Annotated in this window: 17 protein-coding genes; 13 read left to right on the top strand and 4 right to left on the bottom strand. The window is 61.7% G+C overall.

Going from position 1 to position 18,286, the window contains the following annotated elements; genetic code table 11:
- Positions 1-245: 245 nt before the first annotated feature.
- Together ABCP74_RS05680 and ABCP74_RS05675 are read left to right on the top strand one after the other, a co-directional pair.
- The gene (locus ABCP74_RS05680) at positions 246-1,226 is read left to right on the top strand and encodes an undecaprenyl-diphosphate phosphatase (RefSeq protein WP_343001155.1); all 981 of its coding nucleotides are present in this window, start codon (positions 246-248) and stop codon (positions 1,224-1,226) included.
- A gap of 254 nt (positions 1,227-1,480) precedes the next feature.
- Entirely contained in the window at positions 1,481-4,381 is a 2,901-nt protein-coding gene (locus tag ABCP74_RS05675) for an ATP-dependent helicase (protein ID WP_343001154.1), read from the top strand.
- Positions 4,382-4,661: 280 nt separating this feature from the next.
- Here ABCP74_RS05675 and manA read toward each other — a convergent pair whose 3' ends face one another.
- Both manA and ABCP74_RS05665 read right to left on the bottom strand, forming a co-directional pair.
- On the bottom strand, positions 4,662-5,594 hold the full coding sequence (gene manA, locus ABCP74_RS05670; protein WP_425458547.1) for a mannose-6-phosphate isomerase, class I: 933 nt from the start codon (positions 5,592-5,594) through the stop codon (positions 4,662-4,664).
- Between the two features lie 74 nt (positions 5,595-5,668).
- A complete protein-coding gene (locus tag ABCP74_RS05665) occupies positions 5,669-6,388 on the bottom strand; it encodes a GntR family transcriptional regulator (protein ID WP_343001152.1) in 720 nt (239 codons plus the stop codon).
- Positions 6,389-6,670: 282 nt separating this feature from the next.
- Here ABCP74_RS05665 and ABCP74_RS05660 point away from each other — a divergent pair, with 282 nt between their 5' ends.
- From ABCP74_RS05660 to nhaA, 3 genes are all read left to right on the top strand, one after another.
- Entirely contained in the window at positions 6,671-7,624 is a 954-nt protein-coding gene (locus ABCP74_RS05660; protein ID WP_226812558.1) for an ROK family protein, read from the top strand.
- Between the two features lie 166 nt (positions 7,625-7,790).
- A complete protein-coding gene (locus ABCP74_RS05655; RefSeq protein ID WP_118226883.1) occupies positions 7,791-8,714 on the top strand; it encodes a manganese-dependent inorganic pyrophosphatase in 924 nt (307 codons plus the stop codon).
- Between the two features lie 266 nt (positions 8,715-8,980).
- On the top strand, positions 8,981-10,339 hold the full coding sequence (gene nhaA / locus ABCP74_RS05650; protein WP_343001151.1) for a Na+/H+ antiporter NhaA: 1,359 nt from the start codon (positions 8,981-8,983) through the stop codon (positions 10,337-10,339).
- 86 nt (positions 10,340-10,425) lie between these two features.
- Here the strand turns inward: nhaA and ABCP74_RS05645 are convergent, their stop codons facing one another.
- A complete protein-coding gene (locus ABCP74_RS05645) occupies positions 10,426-10,680 on the bottom strand; it encodes a hypothetical protein (protein WP_022093864.1) in 255 nt (84 codons plus the stop codon).
- Positions 10,681-10,829: 149 nt separating this feature from the next.
- On the opposite strand from ABCP74_RS05645, the gene ABCP74_RS05640 reads away from it, so the two are divergent.
- The 7 genes from ABCP74_RS05640 (at position 10,830) to ABCP74_RS05610 (ending at position 17,798) form a co-directional block, all read left to right on the top strand.
- Positions 10,830-12,134, top strand: a complete 1,305-nt coding sequence (locus ABCP74_RS05640; RefSeq protein ID WP_343001150.1) for an aspartate aminotransferase type Ic — start codon at positions 10,830-10,832, stop codon at positions 12,132-12,134.
- A 66-nt stretch (positions 12,135-12,200) separates the two neighbouring features.
- Positions 12,201-12,515 (top strand): STAS domain-containing protein, encoded by a 315-nt coding sequence (locus ABCP74_RS05635; RefSeq protein ID WP_117769921.1) that lies wholly within the window; start codon positions 12,201-12,203, stop codon positions 12,513-12,515.
- A gap of 153 nt (positions 12,516-12,668) precedes the next feature.
- On the top strand, positions 12,669-13,256 hold the full coding sequence (locus ABCP74_RS05630; protein WP_343001149.1) for a Sec-independent protein translocase subunit TatA/TatB: 588 nt from the start codon (positions 12,669-12,671) through the stop codon (positions 13,254-13,256).
- Entirely contained in the window at positions 13,256-14,047 is a 792-nt protein-coding gene (gene tatC / locus ABCP74_RS05625; RefSeq protein WP_171025188.1) for a twin-arginine translocase subunit TatC, read from the top strand. The genes ABCP74_RS05630 and tatC overlap by 1 nt, the downstream gene beginning before the upstream one ends.
- A gap of 6 nt (positions 14,048-14,053) precedes the next feature.
- Entirely contained in the window at positions 14,054-14,410 is a 357-nt protein-coding gene (gene hypA / locus ABCP74_RS05620; protein WP_117565013.1) for a hydrogenase maturation nickel metallochaperone HypA, read from the top strand.
- Positions 14,411-14,465: 55 nt separating this feature from the next.
- Positions 14,466-15,149 carry a hydrogenase nickel incorporation protein HypB gene (gene hypB / locus ABCP74_RS05615; protein WP_343001148.1) on the top strand — a complete coding sequence of 228 codons (684 nt, stop codon included), beginning with the start codon at positions 14,466-14,468 and terminating at the stop codon, positions 15,147-15,149.
- A gap of 54 nt (positions 15,150-15,203) precedes the next feature.
- Positions 15,204-17,798 (top strand): DNA topoisomerase I, encoded by a 2,595-nt coding sequence (locus tag ABCP74_RS05610; RefSeq protein WP_343001147.1) that lies wholly within the window; start codon positions 15,204-15,206, stop codon positions 17,796-17,798.
- Positions 17,799-17,907: 109 nt separating this feature from the next.
- Here the strand turns inward: ABCP74_RS05610 and ABCP74_RS05605 are convergent, their stop codons facing one another.
- A complete protein-coding gene (locus ABCP74_RS05605; protein WP_117790903.1) occupies positions 17,908-18,162 on the bottom strand; it encodes a transposase in 255 nt (84 codons plus the stop codon).
- Between ABCP74_RS05605 and ABCP74_RS05600 the strand changes: the two genes are divergently transcribed.
- On the top strand, positions 18,062-18,286 hold a 225-nt coding region (locus ABCP74_RS05600), incomplete at its 3' end, for a hypothetical protein (RefSeq protein ID WP_343001146.1). The genes ABCP74_RS05605 and ABCP74_RS05600 overlap by 101 nt on opposite strands.

Below are 18,286 nucleotides of genomic sequence, written 5' to 3'. Positions count from 1 at the left end.
TTCCTCCTTGGTCTATCGCACGGGCGCGGGGCTCGTGCATCGGGCGGGCGCGGGCGCGTCGGCCGCCGGACACTTTATCTTGTTGCAGTTATACCCAAGGATTTGGGTTTGACCGCTCGCAATTCTGTGAACGGGCGAGTTTTTTGGTAAGGGTAGGCGCAGGCGCGCCGCCAACGGTTGATAATGGGACATCGCCCGCACCGTCCGCAGAACAATATCGGCGGGTGTCTAACGAGGGGGTCCCTTTGGATATTATCGAGCTTCTAAAATCTGCCTTCATGGGCCTGGTCGAGGGCATCACCGAATGGCTGCCTGTTTCGTCGACCGGTCACATGATCTTGGTGGACGAGTTCGTCAAGATGAACGTGAGCGAGACGTTCTGGAATATGTTCCTGGTCGTGATTCAGCTCGGCGCCATTCTGGCCGTCTGTGTGCTGTTCTTCCATGAGCTCAATCCGTTCTCGCCCAGCAAGGGCAAGGAGGGCCGTCGCGACACCTGGGTGCTGTGGGGCAAGATTGTGCTCGGCTGCATTCCTGCGGCGGCGATCGGTCTGCCGCTCAACGACTGGATGGAGGAGCATTTCTACAATGCTCCCGTCGTGGCGCTGGCGCTCATTGTGTACGGCGTGCTGTTTATCGTGATCGAGAACTGGCGCGCGAGCAAGCGCGAGGAAATGGCCGTTGCCGGTTCGTTTGGTTCGCGTGCTGTGGTGTCGGGTGGACGTCCCGCCGGTGCACACTTTGCGGCGCCCGCGGCAGATGTTGCCGAGGACGATGACGAGGACGAGGATCTGGACTTTGGTTCCATCACCACGCTCGAGGACCTAAGTTGGAAGACCGCACTGGGCATCGGATGCTTTCAGGTGCTCTCGCTGATTCCGGGCACGTCGCGCTCCGGTTCCACCATCATCGGCGGCCTGCTTTTGGGCTGCACGCGTTCGGTGGCGTCCAAGTTTACGTTCTTCCTGGCCATCCCTGTCATGTTTGGCGCGAGTGCGCTCAAGCTGGTCAAGTATTTCATCAAGGGCGGTACGTTCGGCGCCAACGAGGTCGCTATCCTGGGCGTGGGCTGCGTTGTGGCCTTTGTGGTGTCGCTCATCGCCATCAAGTGGCTCATGGGCTTCGTCCGCCGTCACGACTTCAAGTGCTTCGGCGTCTATCGCATCATTCTGGGCATCGTGGTGCTCGCATACTTCTTCGTTCTGGAGCCTATGCTCGGCCTGTAACTTGGTTGACGCTGCGCGGCGGCCAGAGCGACAACTTGTCATTCAAAGGGGGCGGCATGACCAAAAGGTCTATGCCGCCTTTTTGGTGCAATGGGGACAGGTTACTTTGCGCCAAATCCGCTGGGGCGGGCCTGACGGTGACGCACGGAGTCGTGGTGTGATTTGCGTCGGTGTCCGCGCGGCTCGGTATACTGGTACGGCTCAAACTATGGCGCTGCCCGCAGGCGCGCCGTCCGTCAGATGAGGAGTCGCCCATGACCCAGCCCCTGCCCTGGGAAAAGAACGCCGCGGTACCCGTACCGCCCGCGCCGGAACCCGTGCCGCTCGATGCATACACCGCCCCCGCTGCGCCGGAGCCCGAGCTCGTTCCGCTCGACATCTACGACGCTCCCGCGCCGGCGCCCAAGCCCGCCAAACCGCTCGTCGACATCGACAGCCTTAATCCCGCCCAGCGCGAGGCGGTCCTGTCCACCGAGGGCCCGTTGCTGGTGCTCGCCGGCGCCGGCTCGGGCAAGACCCGCGTCTTGACCTTCCGCATCGCACATATGCTCGGCGACCTGGGTGTTAAGCCTTGGCAGGTTCTTGCCATTACGTTTACCAACAAGGCTGCGGCAGAGATGCGCGAGCGTCTGGCGGCACTCATTCCCAGCGGCACCCGTGGCATGTGGGTGTGCACCTTCCATGCTATGTGCGTGCGCATGCTGCGCGAGGACGCCGACCTGTTGGGCTACACCGGCCAGTTCACCATCTACGATGACGATGACTCAAAGCGCATGGTGCGCGACATTATGCAGGCGCTCGGCATCGAGCAAAAGCAGTTCCCCATCAACATGATCCGCAGCAAGATTAGCTCGGCCAAAAACGCCATGATCGGCCCCGAGGACATGCTCAAGAGCGCCGATAGCCCCAACGACAAAAAGGCCGCGCAGGTCTACCTAGAGCTGGAGCGCCGCCTGCGCGCCGCCAATGCGATGGACTTTGACGACCTGCTCGTGCGCGCGCTCGAGCTGCTGCGCACCCGCCCCGAGGTGCTCAATAAGTACCAAGAGCGCTTCCGCTACATTAGCGTCGACGAGTATCAGGACACCAACCACGTCCAGTACGAGATCGCCAACCTGCTGGCCGCTAAGTATCAAAACCTCATGGTCGTGGGCGACGATGACCAGTCCATTTACAGCTGGCGTGGCGCCGACATCACCAACATCCTGGACTTTGAGAAGGACTTTAAAAACTGCAAGACCGTCAAGCTGGAGCAGAACTATCGCTCTACGGGTCACATCCTGAGCGCCGCCAACGCCGTGGTGCGCCACAACTCGCAGCGCAAGGACAAGCGCCTGTTTACGGCCGAGGGCGATGGCGAGAAGATCCAGGCCTTCCAGGCGAGCGACGAACGCGACGAGGGTCGCTGGATTGCCGGCGAGATCGAGAAACTGCATGCCAAAGGCACGAGCTACGACGACATCGCCGTGTTCTATCGCACCAACGCCCAGTCGCGTATCCTCGAAGATATGTTCCTGCGCGCGGGCGTGCCCTACAAGATCGTGGGCGGCACGCGATTCTTCGACCGTGCCGAGATCCGCGACGTCATGGCCTACCTTAAGATGATCGTGAACCCGGCCGACGAGATGAGCGTCAAGCGCGTCATCAACACACCGCGCCGCGGTATCGGCTCCACCTCGATCCAAAAAATCGAGCAGCTGGCGCGCGACAACCGTTGCTCGTTCTTCCAGGCTTGCGAGATCGCGTGTGCCGAAACCGGCATGTTTAGCGCCAAGGTGCGCAACGGCCTGTCGAGCTTTGTGTCGCTGGTGCGCGAGGGTCGCCGCATGGACGGCGAGCTCAAGGACGTTGTCGAGATGATTGTCGATAAGACGGGCCTACTGCAGGCTTTCCGCGCCGAGGGCACCATGGAGTCCGAGAGCCGCGCCGAGAACATCCAGGAATTCCTGGGCGTCGCTGCCGAATTTGAGGAGACGCACGAGGACATCGAGGGTACGCTCGAGAGCTTGGAAGAGCTGCGCGCAGCCGGTGTTGCCGACGTGCCTGCCGGCGCCGAGCCCGAGCCCGTCGTGGTGAGCGCGCCCGCGCCCGAACCGGGGCCATCTGCCCCGGCATCCTCGTTTGAGGCACTCGTCGGCGCGCGCGATGCCGCGGGCTCCAATCCGCTCGATAGCCTGGCTGCTCCGGCGCTGTCTCCGCAGGATGCCCTGGCCGCCGCCATCGCGGGCAACGCGTATGCCGCGCCGACGGAGATGCCGGCGGGTGCCGTGCATGCCGACGAGATTGAGCGCACCTACGGTCCGCTCACCTGTAAGGCGCTGCCGGCACTCATGGAGTGGCTGGCCCTGCGCTCCGACTTGGATTCCCTGGCCGGCGAGACGCATGCCATCACCATGATGACCATCCACTCCGCCAAGGGCCTGGAGTTCCCTGCGGTGTTCGTGGCTGGCATGGAGGAGGGCATCTTCCCGCACGTGCACGACTTTGGCGGCAGCGATGACCCGGGTAAGCTCGAGGAGGAGCGTCGCCTGGCCTACGTTGCCATTACGCGCGCTCGTAAGCGCCTGTTCTTGACCTATGCGGCCACGCGTCGCACCTACGGCTCGACCTCTGCCAACCCACGCTCGCGCTTTCTCAATGAGATTCCGTTTGAGGATATCGAGTTTAGCGGTATCGGTTCTGCCGGTTTTGAAGGCACGGGCTGGGAGAAGCGCGGCGACCGTCACGGCACCTTTGGCTCGGGCATGGGTTCGGATATGTATGGCGGCAAGGTGTTTGGCTCGCATACGCGCTCGACCGGCGGTTCCGGTTCGCGCGGTGGATCGAGCTTTGACGATTTCTTTGGCGGCAGCAGCTACGGGACCGAGCGCCATCGTGGGGTCTCGCCCGACGCCGGCCGTGTTGCCTCGACCTTTGGCTCGGGCGCGCCGCGAGCCAAAAAGCCGTCGTCCAAGGTGTCCCCGACGGTGGAGCGCAAGGTCGATCGCGCCAGCGCATCGCAGGACTTTGCCGCGGGCGATACCGTGAGCCATAAGACCTTTGGCACGGGTACCGTGATCTCGGTCGCCGGAGACATGATCGAGGTCCAGTTCGAAAAGACCGGCCAGACCAAAAAGCTCATGAAGGGATTCGCTCCGATCGTCAAGCTGTCATAATCCCGGCGGACCTGGGCGGGCGTATGGGGCAACATCGCCTGCTCGGGCAGTCCTGCTCGCACGGAGAGCACATTAAGTGCTCTCCGGCTCGTGCGGAACTCGCGATCGATGTTGCCCCATACGCCCGCCCAGGACCTTAGATAACGTTGCTCGCGAACGTCGCTTTGCTCGTCCGCTTTTTGATCTGGAGAGCTGGGTGGGCTGATATATAGATACGAGTAGGGGCTCCCCCGTTGATGAACGGGGGAGCCCCTTGTTTCGTTTTGGTTGTTGTTGCAAACTAGAGGTGGCTGATGATCAGTTCCATCTTGCCTTCGAGGTCAATGGAGCTGACGGTGCTCGGAGCTAGCAGGTGGCTTCCCTTGTGGACGGGGTCGCCGCAGACGGTGCCTTCGCCGTCGATGACCGACAGGCACATGAAGGGCCAGCGCTGGTCGATGGTTTTGCTGCCGTCGACGCGCACGCGATCGACGGTGTAGCAGGGGTTGGACTCGAGCTCGGTCACGCCGTCCACCTCGGGCGCGGTCACCGTGCCGTCGGTCGGAGCCTGAGCATCAAAGTCGATGCAGTCGAGGCTCTGCTCAATGTGCAGCGGGCGCAGGTTGCCGTCGGTGCCGGGACGGTCGTAGTCGTACAGACGATACGTCACGTCGCTCGACTGCTGCGTCTCCAAAATGAGCGTGCCGGTCTTGATGGCGTGCACGGTACCGGAATCAATCTGGAAAAAGTCGCCCTTGTGAATCGGCAACACGTTGAGCATGTCGTCCCAACGTCCTTCCTCGATCATTTGTGCGGCCTCGGCGCGGTCCTTGGCACGCTGGCCGACGATGATCGTGGCGTCGGGCTCGCAGTCCAGCACATACCAACACTCGGTTTTGCCCAGGCTACCGTTCTCGTGCTCGGCAGCGTACTCGTCGTTGGGATGAATCTGGATCGAAAGGTCGTCCTTGGCGTCCAGAATCTTAATGAGCAGCGGGAACTCCTTGCCCTCGCAGTTGCCAAAGAGCTCGCGATGCTCGGCCCACAGCCACGACAGCGTGTGGCCGGCATACGGGCCCTCCGCAATCTGGCAGTCGCCGTTGGGGTGGGCCGAGATGGCCCAGCACTCACCGATGGGGCCATCGGGAATGTCGTAGCCAAATACGGTTTCGAGCTGGCGTCCGCCCCAGATCTTCTCGTGGAAGATCGGCGTCAGCTTAATCAAATCGGACATATTCATACCCCCATTGTGTTGCGCGGGCGCTGCGTAAAACTGTTCAAAGCGAGCGCCCGGATGACTACAAAAACCTATGCCAACGTTACGTTGTACAACTCAAAGCGGTCGCCAACGTTGCGCGAGACCGAATACTCAAAGGCCGCGCCGCTGTCCAAAAAGCCAATCTGGGTGAGCTCGAGCAGGGGAGAGCCAGGTTTGGTGTCCAGGCGATCGGCTTCTTCCTCGGTTGCTGCCACGGCGCGAATGGTGCGGTGGAAGCTCGAAATCTTCAGCCCGCATTGCTCGCGGACAAAGCGGTAGACCGATCCGTACAGGTCCTTCTTTTTAAGGCCCGGAATCAGCTCGAGCGGCATGTAGGTGTACTCGATAACGATGGGCTTCTCATCGGCCTGACGCACGCGCACGATGTGATAGGCAAAGTCATCCTCGGCAATTCCCAGCTGGGCTGCGATGTCCGCTGGTGGATTAACAATCGAGAAATCGTAGACCACCGAGGTCACCTTCTCCCCGCGGTGCTCATACGAAAAACCCTGGGCACGGTCGTTTTTGCCCTGGAAAAACGCCTGGCCGGGAAGCCCCGCCGTGTCCTTAACGTAGGTACCCGATCCACGACGGCTGGTAATAAGACCTTCCTCGGTGATTTGCTCGATAGCTCGTTTGACGGTGATTTTGGAAACGCTATAGAGCTCGCAGAACTCAACGACGGTGGGAAGCTTGTCGCCCGGTTTAAGAGCGCCATCCTCGATACTTCGACGAATATCTGCAGCTATCGCCTCGTATTTGGGAATCATGGAACCTCCTTTCCAACTTGATTGAGTATAAAAGAAAGTATAGTTAACACCTAAGCATCCCTATTATATATTGAAAAAGTTCGAGAAAGATATAATTAAAAGTCGCTTTGCATATAAATCAGAGCGCTCTAAATAGATAGACATATGAGTAATGTCGTGTTAAGCGGCCATTTGCGTTTCCCCAGATAAAACCTGCCAAAACAAACCTGTCCCTTTTTGGTAGGTTTTTGCTTTGGGAGCGGTACCATACAGGCAATGTTTAAACGAGAAAGGTGGGCCCCCATGGAACCCAAGCAGTACTACATCGGCATCGACGTCGGCGGCACTTCGGTTAAGGAGGGCCTGTTCGACGAGGACGGAAATCTGCTGGCCAAGGCCAGCGTGCCCACGCCTCCCATCGTTGACGCTGCGGGCTTTGCCGCGGTGACCGAGGCTATCGACCAGGTGGTCGCCAAGGCGCAGATTCCGCGCGCCTTTGTGGCAGGCATTGGCCTGGCCGTTCCGTGCCCCATCCCGGCGTCGGGCGATGCCAAGGTCAAGGCCAACATTGCCATTAACCTGCCCGAGCTCAAGATCGCCATCCAGGAGCACTGCCCTGATGCGGTCGTTAAGTATGAGAACGATGCCAACGCCGCTGCCATGGGCGAGGCCTGGCTCGGTTCTGCCAAGGGCGTGCAGAACGTGGTGATGGTCACCATCGGTACCGGCGTGGGCGGCGGCGTTATCGTTAACGGCGACGTGGTGTCGGGCGTTGTGGGTGCCGGCGGCGAGATTGGCCACATGTGCCTGAACCCGGCCGAGGAGCGCACCTGCGGCTGTGGCGGCCATGGCCACCTGGAGCAGTATTCCAGCGCCACCGGCGTGGTGAGCAATTACCTGGCCGAGTGCAAGAAGGCGGGCGTCGAGCCCATCGAGCTCACCGGCCCCTCCGATTCCAAGGACGTGTTCCAGGCCTGCCGCGAGGGCGACAAGCTCGCGCTGGCAGCTGCCGATACCATGGCTGACTATCTCGGTCGTGCTCTGGCACTTATCGCCAACGTGGTCGACCCCGAGATGTTCCTGATCGGTGGCGGCGCGTCCGCTTCGGCCGATGTCTACCTCGATAAGGTTCGCGAGCACTTCCAGCGCTACGCGCTTTCCGCCTCGCGCGAGACGCCCATTAAGGTCGCTTCGCTCGGAAACGACGCCGGCATCATCGGTGCCGCCTACGTAGCCCTGCGCGCCGCCGGTAAATAGCTGGTGCAAGGGGGTCAGGTTACTTTGCACCAACATGGTGCAAAAGGGACAGCCTTGGCCCCCATACCTGCCACAAAATATGCCGTGGCCCTTCCGTCTGCGAAGGCTCGGCATCGGCGTGCTACCATAGCTACGTCCAAGTACACATATCAAGTGGAGGATATCCATGGCAAACGTTCTTGTCTTTGGTCACCAGAACCCCGATAACGACGCCATCATGAGCGCCGTCGTCCTGTCCCAGCTGCTCAACCAGGTTGAGTATGCCGGCAACACCTACGAGGCCTGCGCCCTTGGTCAGCTTCCGGCCGAGTCCGCCAAGCTGCTCGCCGACGCCGGCATCGCCGAGCCCCGCGTGATCGAGTCCGTCGAGGCCGGTCAGCTCGTCGTCCTCACCGACCACAACGAGTCCGCCCAGTCCGTCGCCGGCCTTAAGGACGCCACGGTCTTTGGTGTTGTCGATCATCACCGCATCGGCGACTTCGAGACCGCCGGCCCGCTGCACTACATCTGCCTGCCCTGGGGCTCCAGCTGCACCATCGTCACCAAGCTCGCCGGCGTGCTCGGCGTTGAGCTTTCCGACGTCCAGGCCAAGCTGCTGCTTTCGGCCATGATGACCGACACGCTCATGCTCAAGAGCCCCACCACCACCGATGTCGACCGCGCCGTCGCCGCCAAGCTCGGCGAGCAGGTGGGCGTCGACCCGGTCAAGTTTGGCATGGAGGTCTTCCTTACCCGCCCGTCCGGCTCCTTCACCGCTGCCGAGATGGTCGGCAACGACATCAAGATGTTCGAGCCCGCCGGCAAGAAGCTGCTCATCGGCCAGTACGAGACCGTCGACAAGACCCGCGCACTCGGCATGATCGACGAGATTCGCGAGGCCATGCGCGCCTACGCCGCCGAGAAGGGTGCTGACGGCATTGTCCTGTGCATCACCGACATCATGGAGGAGGGCTCGCAGGTTCTGCTCGAGGGCGAGACCGAGGCCGCTCAGAAGGGCTTGGGCATTGCCGACGAGCACGACGGCGTTTGGATGCCGGGCGTCCTCTCCCGTAAGAAGCAGGTCGCTGCCCCCATCATGGCCGCCTGCTAGGTTTAGTTGACCGAACGCCACGACCGGATCGCGGACGCCCCGCGCTCCGGTCGTTTTTTGTGCATGCGCCGCGTCGTCTCTTGGACAGGCGTGCCCGTGCCGTTGAGCAAATAATGTTCAACCTGTGGTTCCGCTTTTCGGCCGCGCCTGCGTGCTTGTCGTGCAGGGTAGGCTAGATGCAAGCGTAATACGTTAGAGCGCGGCGCCGCCACTTGGGCGGGCCGTGCTTTTTTAAGACGGGAGCTTTCCCGTGAAAGGAGCCGCCCATGGCAGCAACTGAGCAGCTGTTCAACGTCCGTGAGCGCAAGCGCTTTGAACGCCACGACATTTGGGAGCGCATCGCCGAGAACGGCACGATTTCCGCCGCCGTCATGGTCTTCGCCGCCATCGCCGCCGTCATTTGCGCCAATACCGATGCCTACGAGGCCATCCATCACTTTTTGGAGACCCCGCTGTATGTGGGTCTGGGCAACCTTACGGCCGGTCTCACCGTTGAGCTTTTCGTCAACGACTTCCTCATGGCGATTTTCTTTTTGTTGGTGGGCATTGAGCTTAAGTACGAGATGACGGTCGGCGAGCTCAAGAATCCGCGTCAGGCCATGCTTCCCATGCTGGCGGCCGTGGGCGGCGTCGTCGTTCCCGCCTGCATCTACCTGATCTTTAACCATGCCGGCGCCCGCAACGGTTGGGCCATCCCCATGGCAACCGATATTGCCTTTGCGCTGGGCGTGCTGTCGCTTTTGGGCAACCGCGTGCCCAACGGCGTGCGCGTGTTCTTCTCGACGCTCGCCATCGCCGACGACCTTATCTCCATCGCCGCCATCGCCATCTTCTACGGTCAGAGCCCCAATCCGTTTTGGTTGGGCGCCGCTGCGCTTGTGACCTGCGCGCTCGTGTGGCTCAACAAGACGCAGCATTACCGCCTTGCCCCGTATTCGGTACTGGGTCTGCTGTTGTGGTTCTGCATGTTCAAGAGCGGCGTACATGCCACGCTCGCCGGCGTCATCTTGGCCTTTACCATCCCGGCCAAGTGCGGCGTCAAGCTCGATAGCCTCACCGATTGGTTGGGCGAGTGCCTGCCGCTGCTTGATGACCGCTACGACGACGAGGCGCACATCTTGGGCCAGCATGACTTTACCGTCTCGACCACCAGGGTCGAGCGCGTCATGCACCGCGTGACCCCGCCGCTCATCCGCATGGAGCGTCTGATCTCCACGCCGGTCAACTTTGTGATTCTGCCGATCTTTGCGTTCGTGAACGCACAGGTTCGCCTAGTGGGCGTGGACATGAGCACGCTGCTCACCGACCCGGTGACGCTCGGCGTGTACTTTGGCATGCTGCTGGGCAAGCCGATTGGTATCTTTGGCATGACGTTTGCCCTGGTTAAGTTTAGGGTCTGCGAGCTGCCGCATAACGTTAACTGGCACATGATTGCCGGTGTGGGCATTCTGGGCGGCATCGGCTTCACCATGTCGATCCTCATCAGCGGCCTTGCCTTCCCGACGGCCCAGTTTGAGGTTCTGGCTGCCAAGGCCGCCATCCTTGCCGGTTCGGTCACCGCTGCCGTGCTCGGTATGATCTACATGAGCGTGGTCTGCAAACACCCCGCGCCCAAAGACAAGTAAAAGCATATACAAGTTTGAAAACGCCGCCTGTGGACACCATCACAAGCGGCGTTTTAGTCAATGGGGACGTTCTTAAATGACTAGGCTTATTCCACCGTTCCGTAGACGGCGCCCCAGCCGTGGGCGGCCAAGGCGGAGTTGAGCTGGTCACAAAGTGACTGGCGGTCGTAGTAGCCGGGCGGCAAAAGGTTCACGATTTCCATGAGGTCGGGCGCCAGGTCCAAGATCTCGGCCTGCACGATGAGATCCAGGCGGTCGATGGCGTGGCGGTCGTAAAACAGTCCGTCGACCAGGCGCTGCAGGTCGCCGAATTCCTCGGCCTGAAACGATCCGTACTCCATAGTGCCTCCTTGGGCGCCCCACGCCGGCATGCGCGGCGATTCGTAAATCATTGCGATGAACTTAATCTATCACGGCTTCATGCCGTTGCGGCGGTGGCGGTCTATACTTAGACGAACTGCAACGTCCCGCTTCGCGAAAGGTCGCACCCATGCAGACGATCTACCAGAAGATGGAAACCACCGAACTCGATGCCGCCATCGAGGCGCTCAAAGCCGAGGTCGCCGAGGTCAAGGCCAAGGGCCTGGCGCTCGACATGGCCCGCGGCAAGCCGTCGCCCTCCCAGGTGGACATCTCTCGACCCATGCTCGATATCCTCAATGCCGATGCCGATCTGCACGACGGCAACGTCGACTGCTCAAACTACGGTTGCTTTGAGGGCATTCCCTCGGCGCGCAAGCTGGCGGGGGAGTTCCTGGGTTGCCCTGCCGAGCAGACGCTCGTACTGGGTTCGTCGAGCCTTCTGATCGAGCACGATATCGCCGGCATGTTTTGGCGCTGCGGTTCGTGCGGCAGCGAGCCTTGGGAGGCTTACGAGGCCGCGCACGACGGCAAGAAAGTCAAGTTCCTGTGCCCTGTTCCCGGCTACGACCGTCACTTTGGCATCACCGCCGACCTGGGTATCGAGAATGTCCCCGTCGCGATGACCGACAACGGCCCCGACATGGACGAGGTCGAGCGCCTGGTTGCCGCCGACAACTCCATCAAGGGCATCTGGTGCGTGCCCAAGTATTCCAACCCCACGGGCATCACCTTTAGCGAGGACACCGTGCGTCGCCTGGTCGAGATGCCCACGGCCGCGCCCGATTTCCGCATCTTCTGGGACAACGCCTACTGCGTGCACGACCTGTACGACGAGACCGACGAGCTCGCCAATATCTTCGACCTCGCTCGCGCGGCGGGCACCGAGGATCGCGTGGTGGCCTTTGCCTCGACGTCCAAGATCACCTTCCCGGGCGCCGGCATCGGCTTTATCGGTGCGAGCCCCGCGGTTATCGCGGAGTTCTCCAAGCGCCTGAAGGCCGGCCTCATCAGCGCCGACAAGCTCAACCAGCTGCGTCACGTGCGTTTCCTTCCCACCATCGAGGCGGTCAAGGAGCACATGAAAAAGCATGCCGAGTTCTTGCGCCCGCGCTTTGAGGCCGTTGAGCGTAAGCTCACCGAGGGCCTGGGCGATACGGGTTGCGCCACTTGGACGCATCCCCGCGGCGGCTACTTTGTGAGCTTTGATGGTCCCGAGGGCTCGGCCCAAAAGGTCGCAGCGCTTTGTGCCGACCTGGGCGTCAAGCTTACGCCGGCTGGTGCCACCTGGCCTTATGGCAAGGATCCGCGCGACACCAACATCCGCATCGCGCCGAGCTATCCCACGGTCGATGACCTGGAGGCCGCGCTCGACGTGCTGGTGCTGGCCGTTAAGCTTGTCGCTGCCGAGCTTGCTCGTGCCGAGCGCGCCTAACGCCTAGGGCCCCGCAAGTCCGCGCCCAGTACTATCCGCACTTTCGATACGTAAAGGAGCGTATACATGGATTTGGGTATTTCCACCAACCCCACGCCGGAGATCTACACCATTAAGGTAACTGGCGAGATCGATATCTCTAACGCCGATAGCCTGCGCAATGCTATCGACCTGGCGCTCGAGCAGCCCACTGAGGCCGTTGAGCTCGATTTTGCCCAGGTGAGCTACATCGATTCGACGGGCATTGGCGTGCTCGTGGGCGCCGCGCACCACGCGGTCGACCACGGTAAGCGCTTTAGCTGCACTAATGTGCAGCCCCAGGTGATGCGCGTGGTTCAGCTGCTGGGCGTCGACCAGGAGATTTCGATCACGGCGGCATAATCTTTGCCCCCAAAAGGGCGTGCCGTTTGGCATATGTTTGTGATGCGCTCGGACGTTTTGGCGTCCGGGCGCTATACTTGACCGAATGAATAGACGAGTTCCGGCCGAATGGCGCGGTGCGGGCTCGACTCACATCGAGCCTTGGAGGTATGTGTGTTTGGTATTGGAGAGGGTGAGCTCGCGATCATCGTGGTCTTCGGCTTTTTGCTGTTTGGCCCGGATAAGCTCCCGCAGATGGGCCGCACGATCGGCCGTGCCATCCGTCAGTTCCGCGAGACGCAGGAAAAGATGACGGCCGTTGTTCAGTCCGAGATCATCGATCCGGTAAGCGAGGCCGCGTCGGCTCCGGTCAAGCCCAAGAAGGCTGTCGTCGATGACGATTCCGATGCGGACGAGGATGCCGTCGAGACGGCCGCGCCCGCAAAGAAGGAGACCTTTGCCGAGCGCCGTGCCCGCCTTGCCGCTGAGAAGGCCGCGAGCGAGGGTGCCACCGAGGGCGAAGGTGCTGCTGAAGAGGTTGAGAGCGCCGAGCCCGCCAAGGCCGAGCCTGCCGATGCCGCCGTCGAGCCCGAGCCTGCTGCAGAGCCGGAGCCCGAGCCCGAGCCGGCAGAGCCCACGACGGCTGACCTCTACGCTCGTCGTCCCCGCAAGCGCAAGGCCGTCGTCGACCAGCTCGCTCGCGAGCTCGAGGCCGAGGACGACGCCGCTGCCGCCGACGCCCCGAAGGGAGGCGATGAGTAATGCCTATCGGACCTGCGCGTATGCCGCTCTTCGATCACCTGGGAGAGCTCCGTCGCCGCCTGACCATCGTGGTCGTGTCGGTGTTTGCCGCCGCTATCGTGCTGTATTTCGCCACGCCTGTTGTGCTCGACATCCTGGAAGATCCCATCCGCTCCTTTGTGCCGGACGGTAAGTTCTACATCACCACCACGCTCGGCGGCTTTGGCCTGCGCTTCTCGTTGGCCATCAAGATGGCCGTGGTCATGTGCACGCCCATGATCATCTGGCAGATTCTGGCATTTTTCCTGCCGGCGCTTCGCCCCAACGAGCGCAAATGGGTCGTACCCACGGTGCTCGCCTCGACGGTGCTGTTCTTCCTGGGCGCAATCTTCTGCTACTTCATCATCATCCCTGCGGGCTTTGAGTGGCTCATCGGCGAGACTTCGGCCGTCGCCACGGCGCTGCCCGATCTGGAGAACTACGTCAACATGGAGCTGCTCTTTATGATCGGCTTTGGTGTGGCGTTTGAGCTGCCGCTCATCATCTTCTACCTGTCCGTCTTCCACATCGTGTCCTACGCGGCCTTCCGCAGTGCCTGGCGTTTCGTATATGTTGGTCTGCTTGTGGGCTCGGCTGTGATTACGCCCGACGGCTCGCCCGTTACGCTGGGCCTTATGTATGGCGCCCTGCTCTCGCTCTACGAGATTTCGCTTGCCATCGCCCGTGTGGTCATTACCGCGCGCGAGGGCAAGGAGGGCTTGTTCGTGAGTCGTCTGGACCTGTTCTCGGACGACGAGGACGACGAGGAGTAAATCGGTATGCACGAGGTTGGCATTGTCAACGGCATACTCGATACAGTGATTCGCGCGGCGCGTGGGGCGGGGGCCTCGCGCGCCGTTTTGGTAACGCTGCGTATCGGGGATATGACCGAGGTCGTGCGCGAGGCACTCGACTTTGCATGGGAGACATTTCGCGACGAGGACCCGCTCACGCGCGGCTGCGAGCTTGCCGTAGAGGAAGTCCATCCACAAAGCGAGTGTCTGGACTGCGGCGAGGTCTTTGAGCACGACCGCTTCCATTGCCGTTGTCCCCAGTGCGGTGGCGCCAATGTGCGCCTACTGCACGGCCGCGAGCTCGACATCGCCAGTATAGAAATCGAAACCCCCGACGATTAGCCCGCCAGCCACCTGGGGACGGGGTATAAATGTTGGAAATTAAGGAGTGCCGAATATGGCCGAGAAAACGATTGATATCGCGTCGCCGATTCTGTCGCGCAATGAGCGCCTGGCAGATCAGCTGCGACAGCGATTTAAAGAGACAAACACCTATGTGATCAATGTGCTGTCAAGCCCCGGCTCGGGCAAGACTACCGCGATCCTGGGCACCAACGAGCGTCTACGTGACAAGGCCGGCCTGCGCTGTGCCGTCATCGAGGGCGATATCGCCTCGGATGTCGACGCCATCACCATGAAGGAAGCCGGCATGCCCGCCATCCAGATCAACACGGGCGGCCTGTGCCATCTCGAGGGCAATATGATCATGGAGGCCGTTGACGCCTTCGACCAGGCTGTGGGTCTTCAAAACATCGACGTCATCTTTATCGAAAACGTGGGTAACCTGGTCTGCCCAGTCGACTTTGACCTGGGCGAAAACCTGTCCATCATGATTCTCTCGGTGCCCGAGGGCGACGACAAGCCCATCAAGTACCCGGGCATCTTCCAGCACGCCGGCGCGCAGCTGCTCAACAAGGTCGATGTGGCCCCGGCTTTCGATTTTGACATGGATAGGTATACTAAGACACTCGATGACCTCAATCCGCAGGCGCCGCGGTTTTCCGTTAGCGCGCGTAAGGGCGAGGGCATGGATGCCTGGTGCGATTGGCTCATCGGGCAGATTGAGCAAGCAAGGGCGTAAGTCGGCCGCCATACGGGCGGGCGTAGCCGCAGAGATACGAGATAGGAGCCTCTTTTGAAGCTCATCATCGCCGAGAAAAACGACGCCGCGCGTCAGATTGCCGAGCGTCTGTCCACGGGCAAGCCCAAAAAGGACAAGGTGTACAACACCGCCATCTACCGTTTTGAGTGGAAGGGCGAGGAGTGCGTGACGATCGGCCTTGCCGGTCACATCCTTGCGCCCGATTTTTGCGACAGCGTGCTGTTCGATAAAAAGCTGGGCTGGTATTCGGTCACCGAGGACGGTGAGATACTGCCGGCCGACATGCCCGATGGCCTGGCTCGTCCGCCTTACGACACCAAGCGCAAGCCGTTCCTTGCCGACGGCATTTCTATCAAGGGCTGGAAGCTCGAAAGCCTGCCTTACCTCACCTGGGCGCCCGTCATTAAGCGGCCGGCCGAGAAAGAGCTCATTCGCTCGCTCAAGAACCTTGCCAAGAAGTCTGACAGTGTCATCATCGCCACGGACTTCGATCGCGAGGGCGAGCTGATCGGTTCGGACGCCCTCAACAAGGTGCGCGAGGTTGCGCCCGACCTGCCGGTCGCCCGCGCCCAGTATTCTTCGTTTACCAAGGCCGAGATCACGCAGGCCTTCGATAATCTCGTCTCGCTCGACCAGAATCTGGCCGACGCCGGCGAGAGCCGCCAGCACATCGACCTCATTTGGGGTGCGGTGCTCACGCGCTACCTGACGCTCGCCAAGTTTGGCGGCTTTGGTAACGTGCGCTCTGCCGGCCGTGTGCAGACGCCGACGCTTGCCCTGGTGGTCGAGCGCGAGCGCGAGCGCATGGCGTTTGTGCCCGAGGACTATTGGCAGATCCGCGGCATGGGCGCCGCACAGGGTGCTGCCGAGGACGACCGCTTTAAGATTGCGCACAAGACGGCGCGTTTTACCGACAAAAATGCTGCCGAGACGGCATACGGCCATGTTGACGGCGTTGCGACGGCAACCGTCGCCGCGGTGACCAAGCGTTCGCGCAAGCAGCAGCCGCCCACGCCGTTTGCGACCACCTCGCTGCAGGCTGCCGCCGCGGCCGAGGGCATCTCGCCTGCGCGTACCATGCGCATCGCCGAGTCCCTCTACATGGCCGGTCTCATCAGCTACCCGCGTGTCGACAATACCGTGTACCCTGCGACGCTCGATCTGGGTGCCGTGGTGAGCGACCTGGCAAAGATCAACCCGGCGCTGGCGCCCGTGTGCAAAAAGGTGCTCGCCGGTCCCATGAAGCCCACGCGCGGCAAGGTCGAGACCACCGACCACCCGCCTATCTATCCTACGGGCGAGGGCGACCCGTCCGCGCTCGATGGCGGCCAGCGCAAGCTCTACGACCTCATCGCCCGCCGCTTCCTGGCGACGCTCATGGGGCCTGCGACCATCGAGAACACCAAGCTCGAGCTCGATGTGAACGGCGAGCCGTTCGTGGCTTCGGGCGATGTGCTCGTGACCCCCGGTTTCCGCGAGGCATACCCGTACGGTCTCAAGCGCGACGAGCAGATGCCGCCGCTGGAGCAGGGCGATACGGTCGACGTGTTCGACATTAAGCTCGAGGCCAAGCAGACCGAGCCGCCCGCGCGCTACAGCCAGGGCAAGCTCGTGCAGGAGATGGAAAAGCGCGGCCTGGGTACCAAGTCCACGCGCGCGAGCATCATCGAGCGCCTGTACGCCGTGCGCTATCTCAAAAACGATCCCGTGGAGCCGAGCCAGCTGGGTATCGCCATCATCGATGCGCTGTCGCGGTTTGCCCCGCGCATCACGAGCCCCGATATGACCAGCGAGCTCGACGGCGACATGACCCGCGTGGAGCGCGGCGAGGACACCGAAGAGCATGTCGTGACGCACTCGCGCGCGCTGCTGGCCGGCGTGCTCGACGAGCTGCTCAAGCATACGCAGGAGCTGGGCGACGCCATCAGCGACGCCGTCACGGCCGATGCGCGCGTGGGCGCCTGCCCCAAGTGCGGCAAGGATTTGGTTATGAAGACGAGCGCCAAGACCCGCGGCAGCTTTATCGGCTGCATGGGATGGCCCGACTGCGACGTGACCTATCCGGTGCCGAGTGGCGTCAAGGTAAGCCCGCTCGAGGGCGAGGCCGCCGTGTGCCCCGAGTGCGGTGCGCCGCGCATTAAGTGCCAGCCGTTCCGCCAGAAGGCCTTCGAGATCTGCGTGAACCCCACGTGCCCCACCAACTACGAGCCCGACCTTAAGGTGGGTGAGTGCAAGGTGTGTGCCGAGGCCGGACGCCATGGCGACCTGATCGCACACAAGAGCGAGAAGAGCGGCAAGCGCTTTATCCGCTGCACCAACTATGACGATTGCGGCGTGAGCTATCCGCTGCCGGCGCGTGGAAAACTCGAGGCGACGGGCGAGACCTGTCCCGAGTGCGGCGCTCCCATCGTGGTGGTCAACACGGCGCGCGGTCCGTGGCGTATCTGCGTCAACATGGACTGCCCGACCAAGGAGAAGAAGCCCGCCCGCGGCCGCAAGACTGCGACCAAGGCGAGCACGGCGAAGAAGACCACGGCGGCAAAGAAGACCACGGCTAAGAAAGCCACTGCCGCCAAGAAGACGACCGCGAAGAAGTCGACCACCAAAAAGACCGCTGCCGACAAGTAGCCGCACGGTCGAAACATCGCCTAAAACAAAAACGAGCGAGGGTCCCATGATCCTCGCTCGTTTTTTGCGTAGTCATTGGGTGTTCCTATAGTTTTGTCAACCGTCGGGGCTACTCCCGGTAGGGCACCCGGTCGCGCATCACGGCGTATATCGCCCTGAGCCGCTTCCTCGCGACGGCCTTGAGCGCCCGCCCGTGCCCCATGCCCCGCGCCCTGCAGGCCCGGTAGTACTCGCCGTAGCGCCCCGAGGACCTCACCAGGCTGTTGCACGAGAAGATCAGCAGGGACTTGAGCCTCGCGTCGCCGCGCCTGGACGCCCTGACCGACCTCACCGACGTGCCGGAGCTCCTCACCCTCGGGGCTATGCCGCAGTACGAGGCCAGGTGGTCGTGGTCCGGGAACCTCCCGATGTTGTTAGCGTCAATCTATTTTTCACCAGTTTCGCTAAACAGGCGCGCCGTTCGCGCAAAGGCGGTTTCACCGGTTGCG

It is taken from the genome of Collinsella aerofaciens (assembly GCF_039062315.1).
GTDB lineage: Bacteria > Actinomycetota > Coriobacteriia > Coriobacteriales > Coriobacteriaceae > Collinsella > Collinsella aerofaciens_BG.
Note: the sequence above shows the minus strand (reverse complement) of the source record. Positions and strands in the feature narration are given on the sequence as shown.